This is a genomic window from Shewanella sp. Scap07, from assembly GCF_013394145.1.
Lineage (GTDB): Bacteria > Pseudomonadota > Gammaproteobacteria > Enterobacterales > Shewanellaceae > Shewanella > Shewanella waksmanii.
The window spans coordinates 4,090,641-4,104,756 of the sequence record NZ_CP041329.1 but is presented as its reverse complement, the minus strand read 5'-3'; the positions used below and the strand labels follow the sequence as shown (position 1 = coordinate 4,104,756).

Here is a 14,116-nt window from a genome sequence, read left to right as displayed (position 1 = left end):
ACAAAGGAATTGTAAAATGTCATTAAAATCAGTGGGTAGCAAGCTAGTTGGTTACCTCAAATCAAAGTGGATGATTACCATACTTGGGTTTCTTTGTTTGGCGCTATTGATATGGTTCGGTGGCCCTATGGTGGCCATTGCAGGCTATGAGCCTTTAGCGTCGCCATTGGTGCGCGTCATAGTGTTGCTCAGCATTGTGATTGTATGGGGTGGATTGCACTTCTTATTTAAGGCTAAGCGTAAAAAGCAAAGTGATGAGATGGTCGATAGCCTGATTAACGGTGATGAGCATCAAGCTGAGCCTGTCGGTGATGAGGTTGTACAGAACGAGATTGCCTTGTTGCAGAAAAAGATGTTGCAGGCTTTGGACATTCTTAAAACCACTAAGCTTTCAAAAAATAAAAGTATTTATGAGTTGCCTTGGTACATCATGATTGGCCCGCCAGGCTCAGGTAAAACCACCGCCATTGGTCACTCTGGGCTGGAGTATCCGCTCAAAGAAAAAATGGGCATTGATATGATCCAAGGCGTTGGCGGAACCCGTCATTGTGATTGGTGGTTTACCAATAAAGCGGTACTCATTGATACCGCAGGCCGTTATACCACTCAAGATAGCCATGCGAATCAGGATAGTCGGGCGTGGCAGGGATTTTTAGGACTGCTGAAAAAGTTTCGCCCGCAGCGGCCGATTAACGGCGTTATCATTAGCATGAGTATGGCGGAGCTGCTCAACCAGACTAAAACCGAACGTAACCTGCACGCGCGGGCAATCAAGCAAAGATTGCAAGAGCTACAAAATCAGTTAGGGATGACGTTCCCGGTGTATGTCTTGCTATCAAAATCAGACTTGATCGCCGGATTTAATGAATTTTTTAGTGATTTTGATAAAGAAGATTGCGAACAGATCTGGGGGATCACTTTTGAGCTGCCCACAGATCAAAGTGAAGATAATACCGTTGGTCAGTTTAACAAAGAGTTCCACGACTTGTTGGTTAACCTTAATGGCAGAATTAACCAACGTTTGATGCAAGAAAGGGATGTTAATCGGCGTGCTAGAATCTATGAATTCCCCAAGCAGTTGCGCTTGCTGCAGTCTGCAGCGGACGATTTCTTAAAAGAAATATTCTCTCCTAATGCCTATGAAGAGTCGCCGTTGTTGCGCGGAGTCTATTTAACCAGTGCCACGCAAGAAGGCCAACCGATCGATCACTTGTCACAGCACTTAAGTAGCGGTGTTGCCAAGCCTACTGAGCAAAACAGCGCGCAGCATATACGAAGCTATTTTATTAAACGTCTATTAGAAGATGTTATTTTTCCAGAGCAGAATCTCGCGTCAACTAATCGCAAGCATGCACGTAAGAACAATAAGCTGCGCCAAATAACCATTGCGGTAGCCGCTACGGTAACTTTGGTGATGACCTACGCTTGGTGGGACAGCTATGACTGGAATCGCCAGTTAATCGATCAAACTCAACTCGCGTTAAGCACTTATCAAGATGTGACCAATGGCGGGATTAGTGAGCAATCTGAAGTGATCACCTTGACCAAAGGCTTGACTCAGCTGCAACAGCTCGCTGCCGGTGTCGATAATGACAGCTTAGATGAGGCGAAAACCTTAGGTTTGTTCCAGGGGAATAAACTCAAGCAGCCAGCAGATGCAGCTTATCATCGTGCATTGGAGGGGTATTTTCGTCCCTATTTAATGCAGGCGTTAACGCAGGAGATGGCAGACAACGCTTCTCACCTTAACTACTTGTACGAGACATTAAAAACCTATCTGATGTTTTATCAGCCTGAGCACTTCAATGCTGAAGAGGTACAAATCTGGTTTTCGGCTTACTTTGATCGCCATGTGCCGGGCAAGGTGAATACTGCCATTCGCCAGCAGCTCAATTCCCACCTTGCCACACTATTAGGCTTGGGCATTCGCGGCGCTGCAATCAATGAAGATGCGGTAATTGAGGCTCGCGCCACACTGACTATGCTGCCGTTGGTTGAACGCGCTTATCAGCGCCTAAAGAGTGACTATCTTGAAAGCAGCATTCCCGACTTTAAGCTGATTGATATTCTCAGTTACGACAGCATTGATGGTTTGATGTTTCAAAGTGGGCGCTCGTTTGACAATGGCATTCCTGGGTTATTTACCTTTAACGGCTTTCACGGAATTTTTAGCATTGAAAAAGGTAAGATAGTTAAAAATCTTACGGCGGATAGCTGGGTCTACGGTGACGATTTAAACTATCTAGATGAACAAGCAAATGAGCGTTTAGCCCAGGAGTTAGAGCGCAAGTATATTCGTGATTATATCTATTACTGGGAAGATTTTATTGCCGATATTTCGGTGAAACAGTATCAGACATTGTCACAAGCTGAAATTGTCACCCGCGCACTCTCTAGCCCAGACCAACCGATAAAAACCATTATCGCGGCGGTGCAAAAGAATGTGCAACTGACTAAATTGCCAATGTCGACTAACACCAAAGCAGCCTTAGAGGTGGCGAAGAGTGCCAGTGATGTTGCCTTCCAATCGAAAAAGTCCCAGCTCAACCGTTTACTCCCTAAAGAGCCTGTGAAAGTTGAAGTGGACTTACCGGGTAAAGAAGTCGAAGTCGCCTTTAGCGAAATTCTGTCGATTGAGCTAGACCAACTGGATGAGATTCAAGCCACCTTAAGGGCGTTAAATCGCAACATTGGCAAGATCATGCTTGCCAGCGGTAACCGCGCTGCGATGATGAATCAAAATCTAGAGACCCAATTTGCTCAGCTAGGTAATAGCCTCACCGAGCAAATCCTTGATATGCCTTACCCAGTTAACAATTGGTTAGATGATATTGCCTACCAAGCGAAACGTATGGCGAGCAGTAATCAGAACCAGCGATTTAATGGCATTTGGCAGTCTCAGGTTTTGGCTGAATTTAACCGCGCGATCAAGGGCCGTTACCCGTTTAATCGTGGCGCAAGCGAAGATGTACGTTTAAAGGATTTCAGTAAATTCTTTGGCTATGGCGGTACGTTAGATAAGTTTTGGGATCAGTACTTAGCCAGCCATGTTGATACCAGTAAGAAGCCATGGCGGTTTACCAAGAATATCGGCATCAGCAATGACATCTTAGTGATGTATCAGCGCGCTGAAATCATTAAAGAGGCTTTCTTTGAGCCGGGTACTAAGCTACCGAAAATTGACTTTACCCTCGAACCACAGTTACTGGACAGCAATGTCAGTTTGTTCATGTTAGAAGTCGACAATCAGCAGCTCAAATATCGACATGGGCCTTCGAGAAAGGAGCAATTTGTGTGGCCTGGAGGCAGCGCAAACAACGAGACTCGTATCGCTTTTACTCCACCCAATGGTGGCCGTTCTATCAATGTAAAATATGAAGGCGAATGGTCGTTCTTTAGGTTGTTAGATGAGTTAAGCGCCAAACGACCGAAAACCAAACAAGATGGTGTGTTGGAAATTGAGCTTAGCGGCTATAACGCTGAACTAAAGCTGGTGGCCAATAGCGTGAATAATCCTTTTTGGATGGCAAATATGGAGCGCTTCTCATGTCCTCGCAACCTTTAACTCAAATAGGTTATTGCGGCAAAGTGCCATTCAAAGGCGATTTTGTCCAACATAACCTTAGTGCTGACTTTATCAAAAGTTGGAATGAGTGGTTACAAGCGGTTGTGGCCGTCAGTAAAGAGCAGATCCCTGAGCAGTGGTTGGATTGTTATCTAACCAGCCCTGTTTGGCACTTTGCACTATCTGCAGATCTTTGCTGTGAATCAGCCATGTTAGGCACCTTGATCCCCAGTGTCGATCAAGTGAGCCGCCACTATCCGTTTACTTTGGCAGCTACCCATAAAGGCAGCCCGTTAGCAGCTTGGCAACAAGCCGACCAATGGGCTCCGCAATTTCAACAGTCCATTTTGCAAGTGCTGGACGATGACTGCAATCTTGAAACGTGGCTGAAAGAAATTGCTAGTCAAATCAGTTTCCCCACCGCAGCTCCGGCTCACAGCATTATCACTCAACACACCGATCCTGTTAAGAAGGCTTGGGTGTTACAAGGTCACCAGCACATTGAAATGCATGACCTGTTGCACCGCCAATATAGCGAACAACTGGGCCGTTACAGTATCTGGTGGACAGAGGGCTCACAATGGGTCGCACCTTGTGTAGTTATTGCTGAAGGCCTGCCACAGGTGAGTCAGTTTGTATCGATGATTAATGGCCAATGGGTGGAAAGAGATTGGAACTTAGCTGCAGTGACAGAGGAGGGATAATGCACCAAACAAGTCATGGAATAAGTCATCGAGGTACAGTCAGAGAGATTAATGAAGACGCTTGCCTTGAGTTGACACATTTAGGGGTTTGGGTCGTGGCTGATGGTATGGGGGGGCACGCCGCTGGCGATGTGGCTAGCCAACTGGTCATTGATGTAATGCAGCAAGCGTTGAGCCACTGTTCTAGAGAGCAGGTTAATCAAGCTATTTTGGTCAGTGCGTTGGAGGAAAGTAACCGGCGTTTACGGCAGATGAGTCAGCAACAATTTGCCGGCAAAGTAGCCGGTAGTACTGTGGTAGTGCTGTGGATCCATCAGCATCAATACCACTTGTTATGGGCCGGAGACAGTCGAGGTTATCTCTACCGAGGAAATCAGCTTACACAAGTGACCAAAGATCATAGCCAAGTTAATGACATGGTCGATGAAGGGGTGTTGTTACCAGAGGAAGCTGAACAACACCCTCTGGCAAATGTCATCACTCGAGCTGTCGGGGTGGATGACTATTTATGTGTAGATATTAAACAGGGTTCGCTCGTTAATAATGATATTTTCTTACTGTGCAGTGATGGTTTAAATAAAGAGTTAAGCGATCAAGAGATTGCCAATGCCATTCAGCCGGGAAATATTATTGATTCAGGCATGGCATTAATCCATAGCTCACTTGTTAGAAATGCCAGAGATAATGTTACCTGTATTTTAGTTAAGAGCCATTATGGCTTGTCGTCTGATAAAGATATTGGTCGGGATAATAGTGATGCGACCATTCCGGTTTTTATTTAAATTGTAATGCTTGTTGATCTGTTAATACATTGCGGTTTATTATTTGCTTTTATTTTGTTTATTTATAGTTCTTTAGTGTTTTGTTGTTTTAAATAATGTCCTTTGGGATGTAATTTCAAATCGACAAATATATTAATAAGTATGGGTTAGCGGTATTTACCTACCATGGTATTATTCAAGGAATGAATTTTGGGTGTCGACGAATTTAATATCGAAGATTATATTTTACCAATATCTGACACGAATGTGGTGGGCATTGATCCGCGCGAAAATGTCAGTCCAACCTCTACTTATTATCATTTAAAAGATGTCAGAAACAGTGCTAGGGCAAAGGAACGAAAAGCCCTAATAGATGAAGACAATGTCTTGTCGGTCGCAACCGACTGGCGTCCAATTGTTGAACAGGTGCCAGAGGCGCTACGTAACGACTGTAAAGATCTGGAATATGTCGCTTGGTTGATAGAGGCCAATTGTCGCTTATCTGGTTTTCGTGGCCTAGCAAATGGCTTCGAGTTAGCCGCAAAACTCATTAATGATTTCTGGCAACAACTCTATCCCACACCTGAGCCAGACGATCTATCTGAAAGACTCTCTCCATTGATAGGGCTTAATGGTATTGATAGTGAGGGCTCACTTATTCAGCCCATTAAATCAATACTGATATCGCAAGGTGTCACATACGGTGCGTTCTCTACCTGGCAATATGATCAAGCTCAAGAGGTCGCTAGACTCGACAAAGACAAGCAACAGAAACGTATCGATGCCGGCGCCGTATCTTTAGAAGAAGTAGAACAGAGCATTAAGGAAACCGCTGCTTCATTTTATCTGCAGTTACATCAAGATCTGCAAGATGCCATCTCGGCTTTTGAGCGGCTGTCGCGTGCCATGGATGACGCAATGGACGGCGTGCCGCAACCTACCAGTTATATCAGTAAAGCGTTGAGTCATTGCTTGCAGCAAGTGACCACAATTGCCCAACCTATTTTGGTTAAACACAATGCGCCGCAAGAGACGACTGAGCTAGATGATACTGATGATATAGGGTGTAGTGATATATCAGCGGCAGAGCAAGGTGTTATTAAACAACTCCAGTCAAGAGATGAAGCAATAAATAATCTCTCAACAGTAGCAGAATTTTTTAGAAAAACAGAACCTCACTCGCCGATGTCATATGCCATTGAGCAAGTTATTCGATGGAGTGATTTAACTTTGCCTGAATTATTGAATGAATTAATTCAAGATGGTGATGCAAGAAGTGGCTATTTTAAATTGTCGGGTATTAAGGTCGACGAATAAATATGTCTTGCGGAATATAAAATTGAAAGGAGTTCAAAATGAGTATACATGATAGATTGAAGCGGGTAAGAAAACCGCGAGTACATATTACTTATGATGTTGAGACGGAAGGCACGGTAGTAAAAAAAGAATTGCCCTTTGTAATTGGTATTACGGGTGATTTTACTGGTCACAATAAAGAGAGTTTAAAACCATTAAAAGATCGCCGCTTTATCCAGATCGATCGTGATAATTTTGATGATGTCATTAAACGTATGAACCCGACGCTATCGCTGGCCGTGGCTAATACCCTTGCTGATGATGATTCGCAGTTAAAAGTAGACTTGAGTTTTAATTCACTAGAAGACTTTGAGCCAGCAGCCATTGTCAATCAAGTTGAACCGCTTAAAAAACTGATGGAAACGCGCAATAAACTGCGTGATTTGATGACAAAAGTCGATCGTTCAGAAGATCTAGAAAATATTCTAGAGGATGTATTGAACAATACCACGAGTTTAGAAAAGTTGGCCGACGAATTGGATATACAAGGAGCGAAGTCATGAGCATGGAAACAGTTGAAGCCACACTCGATGCCGTAGCCCAAGAGGGGAGTGTTTCGTTACTCGATCAAGCTATTGGTGCGACAAAACAAACGGACTCAAGCAGAGCAGAAGAGCTCATTCGTTCGCTAACAGAAGAGGCGCTAAAAGGCACCGTTAAGTGGAATAAGAACTTAACCGTTACCTTTAATGAAGCCATCGATGTAATCGACAGTGTTATCTCCAAACAGCTTGCAGCCATTATGCACCACGACGACTTACAAAAGTTGGAGGGGAGCTGGCGCGGGCTGCACCATACCGTGTCTAACTCAGAAACCAATGAAACTCTGAAGATCCGCATGATGAGCTTAAGTAAAAAAGAGCTGCATAAAGATCTTAGCAAGGCGGTTGAGTTCGACCAAAGCCAAATGTTCAAAAAAATCTATGAAGCTGAGTTTGGCACACCTGGCGGTGAACCCTATGGCTGTTTAGTTGGTGATTACGAGTTTAGTAATCATCCTGAGGATGTGGAAGCTTTGTCGTTAATGTCTAATGTTGCGGCAGCTGGTTTTTGTCCATTTATATCGGCCGCGGGTTCTTCGCTGTTTGGTTTCGATGATTGGACCCAGCTAAGTAAGCCTAGGGATTTAGAGAAGGTCTTTGAATCGCTTGAATATACGCAATGGCGTTCATTCAGAGAAAGTGATGATTCTCGATTTGTATCGTTAACAATGCCTCGGGTATTAGCCCGCTTACCTTATGGCAGTGCAACTAAGCCTGTTGAAGAGTTCTGCTACGAAGAGTTTGAGCTTGATGATACCGCAACGCGATCTAAAACCGCTAACCACGACGACTATTGCTGGATGAACTCATCTTATGTTATGGCCACCAATATGGGCCAAGCATTCAGTAAATACGGCTTCTGTACCGCAATTCGTGGTGCTGAAGGTGGAGGCAAAGTTGAAGGTTTACCGGCACATATCTTTACTAGTGATGATGGTGACCCTGACTTAATGTGCCCAACAGAGATTGGCATTACTGACCGCCGCGAAGCGGAGTTAAGTAAGCTGGGCTTTTTACCTTTGTGCCATTACAAGCACACTGATTATGCAGTGTTCTTTGGCGCGCAGTCCTGTCAGAAGCCGCAGATTTTCTCTAGCCATGATGCGACCGCAAATGCGGCGATTTCATCACGTTTACCTTACCTAATGGCGACGTCTCGCTTTGCTCACTACTTAAAAGTGATGGCCCGAGACAAGATTGGTAGCTTCATGGAAGCGGAAGACGTGGAGTCATGGCTCAATCGCTGGATTTTGTCATTCGTGAATGCTTCAGAAGGCGGCGGACAAGATATTCGTGCCAAGTATCCACTTGCCGATGCCAAAGTCGAAGTTAAGGAGATTCCGGGTCAACCTGGTAGCTATAACGCGGTGGCGTGGTTGCGTCCTTGGTTGCAAATGGAAGAGCTAACGGCATCACTTCGGTTGGTGGCTAAAATCCCTAAAGTGGGCTAGTCGATCCCGTCGTTGATTGCTTTTCAAGGATAGAAACGTAATGAATCACGAAAGCATTTCATTTGTTGATGATGAAATATTTCTGCAGGACACTGTGCATGCAAGCTCGGTGTCCAGCCAACATTTACGGCTGAAAAACAAGCATTTAGTGGAACGGTTTTTACGTGAAACCGATACCACTAAATCGTTATTGTTGTGGCTGGAAAATAGTGGTGCTTCATTACAGGGCTTAGATAAACATCATGTTTACCCGCTGCTGCTAAAAGCGGTCAATGAAATTGATCGTAAACTAGAAAAGCAACTCAACGCTATCATCCACCACCCCAGCTTGCAGCAATTGGAAGCGAGCTGGCGTGGTGTGCTTTATCTTGTTGAACAAAAAGAACGCTGTGATAAAGCAGACAAAGTTAAAGTAAAACTGCTGGATTGTAGTTGGCGCACGCTATGCAAGGATATCAACAAAGCCATCGAATTTGACCAAAGCGAGTTTTTCAAACTGGTTTACAACAATGAGTTTGATATGTCCGGCGGTGAACCGTTTGGGGCCATTGTAGGCGATTACATGATTGGTAATCGTCAGCAGTCAGGGCAAAGCATCAATGACATCGAAGTTCTTAAAGAGATTTCTCGTACTGCCGCCGCGGCATTTTCCCCGTTTATCGCCTCGGTTTCACCCACATTTTTTGGTGCAGATGACTTTTCAGACTTAGCCTATAGTACCGACTATTCCGATACCTTTGAGCAGTTAGAGTATATTAAGTGGCACGCACTGCGGGCAATGGATGATGCCAGATTTATCGGCTTAACGTTGCCGCAAATATTGATGCGTCCACCTTACAAAATAGATGGGCTCCGCAGTGAAGGATTTAAGTTCAAGGAACATATTGACGATCCGCAGCGGCATCACTTATGGGGCAGTGCAGCATATGCGTTTGCTGGGGTACTGATTCGCGCATTTAGTGACTCTGGTTGGTTTGGCCAAATAAGAGGCATGCAACCTGGGCAGAAGAAAAAAGGCTTAGTGTGCGATTTACCTGTCTGTCAGTACGAAACCGATCTCTATCGTCAGCGTGCTAAACCGTCAGTCAATTTACTGGTGAGCGATAGTGCTGAGAAGTCGCTTTCTGATCAAGGCTTTATTCCATTATCGCCGATTCCCGGCTGTGAGCACTTAGTCTTTTATAGTAATGCTTCTGTTCAAAAGCCTCAGTCATATGAGCGCCTAGAGGACAATATTAACGCTAAGTTATCGGCCATGCTGCAATACATATTATGTGTGTCTCGTTTTGCTCACTACATCAAGGTGTTAGGGCGAGACAAAATCGGCTCGTCCAGTTCTGCTGAGCAATGTCAGGCTGAGCTGCAAAAGTGGCTACACCAATATACGACTGCGTCAGAATCAGCCACCGACGAAGTACGCAGCAAATACCCGCTACGCAGTGCTCAAGTTCAAGTCAAAGAGATGCGCGGCAAACCCGGTCATTTCTATTCAATCATCCAGCTACAGCCGCATTTTCAGCTCGATCAAATGGTATCGAGTATCAAGCTGGTGACCGAATTAACTCCACGAAATTAACCTCAAGGACAGCATTAACATGGAAATCGTTAAACAGATGATTCAAGAAGCTAAATTAACTCAGGCTATTGAATACATTGAACAGCTTCTCAGAGATGATCCGCTTAACCCTGATTTGAAAAGTACACTTATTGAACTGCTGTGTATCAGTGGCGAGTATGAGCGTGCTGATAAACAGTTGAACCTTATTGTGCAAAAACACCCTGATTTCTTGATTGGCGCGTCAAACCTACGTCAATTACTGCGGGCAGCTCAATCTCGCCAAGACAGCCTAACTGGCCAAAGTGTGCCTAAGTTGTTCAGTGAAGTGGATGGCCATAGTGAGGCTTTTATGAAGCTACGAGTTGAGTTGAACCAAGGTCAACCAGAGCAAGTGAGTAAAGGGGCCATCGCGCTTGAACAAGCACGGCCTGCCATTGCAATCAATATTAATGATCAACCTAATCAGGAGGTGCGGGATCTGGATGACACGCTGGGCGGATTTGTGGAGATTTTTGGTACAGACGGTCACTACTACATTGCACAGCTATCTGAGATTGATTACATCCATTTTAAACCCGTGTCTTCCTTAGTTGAGCAGGTATGGCGACGAGTAGATATTGCGATTAAAAATGGCCCCTGTGGCGAGGCCCATATTCCTGTGGTGTATGCAACCAGTGAAACTGATTCGCAAAAATTGGGCCGTGAAACAGATTGGCACGAATCCGCCACCGATGTGATGACGGGTCGCGGCATGAAAATGTGGTTTGTTGACAATGCAGCGCTGCCTTTAAGTGCCATCAGCAAACTGTCAGCAGCTGCTTAGTATTTTGATGATGTAGAGGCAGATTGATGAGCAGCAAACCTTTGTCAGCGACACCCCATATTCAGGCTTCAATTCTCGATCGCTTGATTGATGACGATCCCGATTCGGCCGATGTGAAAGATAGCCATCGAGGTCTGAACTTGCAGCAATTACGCAGCAATGTCCGTCGTGACCTAGAGAATCTACTCAATGCCAAAATTCAGTGGCAACAGTGGCCAGACTATTACCAAGAGCTGGATGCTTCACTTCTCAATTATGGCTTAAATGACTTTTCTAGTATGGCTGTTGCTAGCCTTGAAGGCCGTCAATTGTTGTGCCAGCAAGTTGCGGAAACGATCAAACGATTTGAGCCGCGCTTTATTGAAGTGCTGGTAGAAACCATGGACAACGAACAGCCGTTGGACCGGATTTTACGCCTGCGGATCAATGCCTTGTTATATGCCGATCCCGAACCCGAGTACATTACGTTTGATTCTGAAGTCGAACCTGTACACCTAGGTATGACAGTCAATGAGGCCGCGTTTTGAACGAAGAGTTACTGAAGTACTACAATCGAGAACTGGCTTTTATTCGGCATATGGGCGCTGAGTTCGCTGAGCAATACCCAAAACTAGCGGGCCGATTGAGGTTAAGTGATGAGCATGTTGAAGATCCCCATGTCTCTCGGCTTATTGAGGCATTTTCGTTACTCACTGCCCAAATTAGACAGAAACTCGATGATAGCTTTCCTGAATTGACCGAAGCCCTGTTAGGGCAGCTGTATCCGGACTATCAAGCGCCTATTCCTTCAATGTCAGTCATTAAAGTTGAGACAGAAAATGTGTCAACAACTGGGGTTTTATTAGCTCGCGGCAGTCAGGTTGATACGCAAGTTGAAGGCATGAAAACTTGTCACTTTAAAACCTGTTACGACACTCAGCTTTGGCCAATAGATGTCAGTGATGCCCAGTTTGAGAATGCCCCGTTTAATGCGCCGGAACCTATATGGAATGACCATGCTAAATCTAGCTTAAAACTGACCATCACGGGTGAGTTTGATGAAGTTTCAATGTCGACACTCTCAATCGATCGATTGCGATTTTTCCTCAATGGCCAAGCGCATCAAACATACCATCTCTATCAGATGTTATTTGAGCACTGTATCGGTATGGCGATTTCACCTAAGGGGGACTGCAACCAGGTTAAGTATATTGAAAAGCGTCATATTCAGGCCGTGGGATTTGACCATCAGCAACAAGTGGTTCCTTATAGCCAACGGACCTCTTCAGGCTACCGACTACTGGTGGAGAATTTCACCTTCGCCGAGAAATTTCTGTTTGTTGATATCGTTGATCTTAGTGATTGCTGGCAGCACATTGGCAGTGAGTTTGAGCTGCATTTTTATTTTAAGGCTTCTGCAGAGGACTTAGAAAAACAAGTTAATGCCGGTCACTTCTTACTGGGCTGTACGCCTGTCGTTAACCTCTTTGAGCAAGAGTTAGAACCCATTAGCGTGGACTCTGCGCAGTACGAGTACAAATTACAGGCTCGCTATTTAGATGCTGAAGTATCTGAAATCATTGCGGTAAATGAGGTTTCCGCTTTTGACCCTGCCGACAACAAAGTCAAGGTGAGTCCATTTTATGGTGAATCGCATCCAGCTTACTTAGGCCAAGACAGATTGTTCTGGCACGTGCGCCGAGAAGCGGCGAGTTGGGCGGGGGGTTATGCCGAGCAGGGAACTGAACTGTTCTTGTCTCTGGTTGATAAAGATTTTAAAGGCTTTGATGCGAATAGCGAAAACGAAACTTGGGTATTGAGTGCTAAGGCATTGTGCAGTAATCGCAATTTAGCCGCGCATCTGCCTTTTGGTACTGATGAACCCAAAATGTTCATTGCTGAAAGAGCGGACATTATTAAGAAAGTGAAGTGCTTACACGCGCCCACTTTACCAGTCCGTCCGGCGTTGTCGGATGCATCCCGATGGCAACTTGTCAGTCATTTAAGTTTAGATAGTTTTAGTGGTCCAGAAGCGACGAAACAGCTCAAAGAAACGCTGAAACTCTATGACTTTAAAGCGTCACCAGAAAATAAGGCCCTGATAGAAAGTATTGTTGCGGTTGAGGTGAGTGCCGCTACAGCTCGGGTGGCACAAGCAGGTCGAGTCAGTTTTTGTGCCGGTAGCGATATTGAGGTCACTTTTACCAAAGATCACTATGCCGGTGCTGGGGTATTTTTCTTCTGCACTGTGCTTGATCACTTCTTTGCTCAGTTTGCAGTGATCAATAGCTTTACGCGTTTAAGTTTGCGTTTCACTGGCCAAGATCAGCGATATTACACTTGGCCTGCAAGGGCTGGTATAAGGCCGCTGTTATGATGTTACGCCAGTTAATTGATGCGCCAACTCAACAAGACTTTTATCAAGCTGTGTATCAAGTCGAACGTCAGCTCGCCAATGATAAGGCCCGCTATCACTGTGTTGGGCGTGATAGTTTACCTGCTCAAGAACTCATTCGATTTAAAGTCGATCAGCATCTGGGTTTTCCTGGTCAACCAATCAGCGGCGTTGACCTCCGAGAATCTGATAATGCCCAGTGCAGTGCCATTGATATGAATATTTCATTTATGGGGCTAACGGGTCCCAGCGGAGCCTTACCGCAGCATTATAGTGAAATGGTCTTGGCGCGACTCAAGCTTAAAGATACCGGTATGAAAGATTTTTATGATCTCTTCAATCACCGTTTAATTTCTTTGTTCTACCGGGCATGGGAGAAGTACCGGTTTAGCGTGAGCTACCAAGCGGGTGGCCAGCAACAAACTGATGCTTTCTCAAAGGTATTAAAACACTTTAGCGGCCCAGACTCTTTGTCGGCCTATTATGCCGGTATTCAAAGTCGCTCATCCCCTTCTGCTCAGGGACTGGCCAATATGCTGATGGACTTTACCCAGGGCGATGTTGATGTGCAGCAGTTTCAAGGTCGATGGCTAACATTGTCGCTTCAAGATCAAACCCGGTTAGGTGGGCGCTGTAACCCTGAAGGGCAATATGCCCGCTTGGGTTTAGATGCAAGTCTTGGTCAGCGGGTTTGGGATATCAGCTCGGCTGTCACCATTACCCTTAGCTTTACAGATAAAGATATCGCTGCTGAGTATTTACCGGGTAAGCACAAAACTCGCTTGGTTCAGCAGCTTATTGGTCAATACCTTGGTAACACGACTCAATTTAAACTGCAGTTGAATGTCAGTATGAATCAGGTGCCTGTGGCGCAACTATCACGCCAAGGTCTTGGTCTGGGATTGGGCTGCAGCCTGATGAGTCGCCCATGCCAATCGCAAACAACACAAACATTATCGATTTAAACTCACACCTAAAGGAT

Annotated in this window: 11 protein-coding genes; all 11 read left to right on the top strand. The window is 45.1% G+C overall.

Going from position 1 to position 14,116, the window contains the following annotated elements; translation table 11 throughout:
* The first annotated feature begins 16 nt into the window (after positions 1–16).
* The 11 genes from tssM (at position 17) to tssG (ending at position 14,099) form a co-directional block, all read left to right on the top strand.
* Complete coding sequence (tssM, locus tag FLM48_RS18005; RefSeq protein ID WP_028773294.1) at positions 17–3,565, top strand: type VI secretion system membrane subunit TssM; 3,549 nt, start codon at positions 17–19, stop codon at positions 3,563–3,565.
* A complete protein-coding gene (gene tagF / locus FLM48_RS18000) occupies positions 3,547–4,269 on the top strand; it encodes a type VI secretion system-associated protein TagF (protein ID WP_179025610.1) in 723 nt (240 codons plus the stop codon). Before tssM ends, tagF begins: the two co-directional genes overlap by 19 nt.
* Complete coding sequence (locus FLM48_RS17995) at positions 4,269–5,051, top strand: PP2C family serine/threonine-protein phosphatase (protein ID WP_179025609.1); 783 nt, start codon at positions 4,269–4,271, stop codon at positions 5,049–5,051. Before tagF ends, FLM48_RS17995 begins: the two co-directional genes overlap by 1 nt.
* Before the next feature lie 189 nt (positions 5,052–5,240).
* Positions 5,241–6,347, top strand: a complete 1,107-nt coding sequence (gene tssA, locus FLM48_RS17990) for a type VI secretion system protein TssA (protein ID WP_179025608.1) — start codon at positions 5,241–5,243, stop codon at positions 6,345–6,347.
* 38 nt (positions 6,348–6,385) lie between these two features.
* Positions 6,386–6,889, top strand: a complete 504-nt coding sequence (gene tssB / locus FLM48_RS17985) for a type VI secretion system contractile sheath small subunit (protein ID WP_028773298.1) — start codon at positions 6,386–6,388, stop codon at positions 6,887–6,889.
* The gene (gene tssC / locus FLM48_RS17980; protein ID WP_218645309.1) at positions 6,886–8,379 is read left to right on the top strand and encodes a type VI secretion system contractile sheath large subunit; all 1,494 of its coding nucleotides are present in this window, start codon (positions 6,886–6,888) and stop codon (positions 8,377–8,379) included. Before tssB ends, tssC (FLM48_RS17980) begins: the two co-directional genes overlap by 4 nt.
* A 40-nt stretch (positions 8,380–8,419) precedes the next feature.
* Positions 8,420–9,955, top strand: coding sequence for a type VI secretion system contractile sheath large subunit (gene tssC, locus FLM48_RS17975; RefSeq protein WP_179025607.1), 1,536 nt, complete (start codon positions 8,420–8,422; stop codon positions 9,953–9,955).
* Between the two features lie 19 nt (positions 9,956–9,974).
* The gene (locus FLM48_RS17970; RefSeq protein WP_179025606.1) at positions 9,975–10,760 is read left to right on the top strand and encodes a type VI secretion system accessory protein TagJ; all 786 of its coding nucleotides are present in this window, start codon (positions 9,975–9,977) and stop codon (positions 10,758–10,760) included.
* Positions 10,761–10,786: 26 nt separating this feature from the next.
* Positions 10,787–11,287, top strand: a complete 501-nt coding sequence (gene tssE, locus FLM48_RS17965; protein ID WP_179025605.1) for a type VI secretion system baseplate subunit TssE — start codon at positions 10,787–10,789, stop codon at positions 11,285–11,287.
* Complete coding sequence (tssF, locus tag FLM48_RS17960) at positions 11,284–13,116, top strand: type VI secretion system baseplate subunit TssF (RefSeq protein WP_179025604.1); 1,833 nt, start codon at positions 11,284–11,286, stop codon at positions 13,114–13,116. The genes tssE and tssF overlap by 4 nt, the downstream gene beginning before the upstream one ends.
* Complete coding sequence (gene tssG, locus FLM48_RS17955) at positions 13,113–14,099, top strand: type VI secretion system baseplate subunit TssG (protein WP_179025603.1); 987 nt, start codon at positions 13,113–13,115, stop codon at positions 14,097–14,099. Before tssF ends, tssG begins: the two co-directional genes overlap by 4 nt.
* Positions 14,100–14,116: the final 17 nt, after the last annotated feature.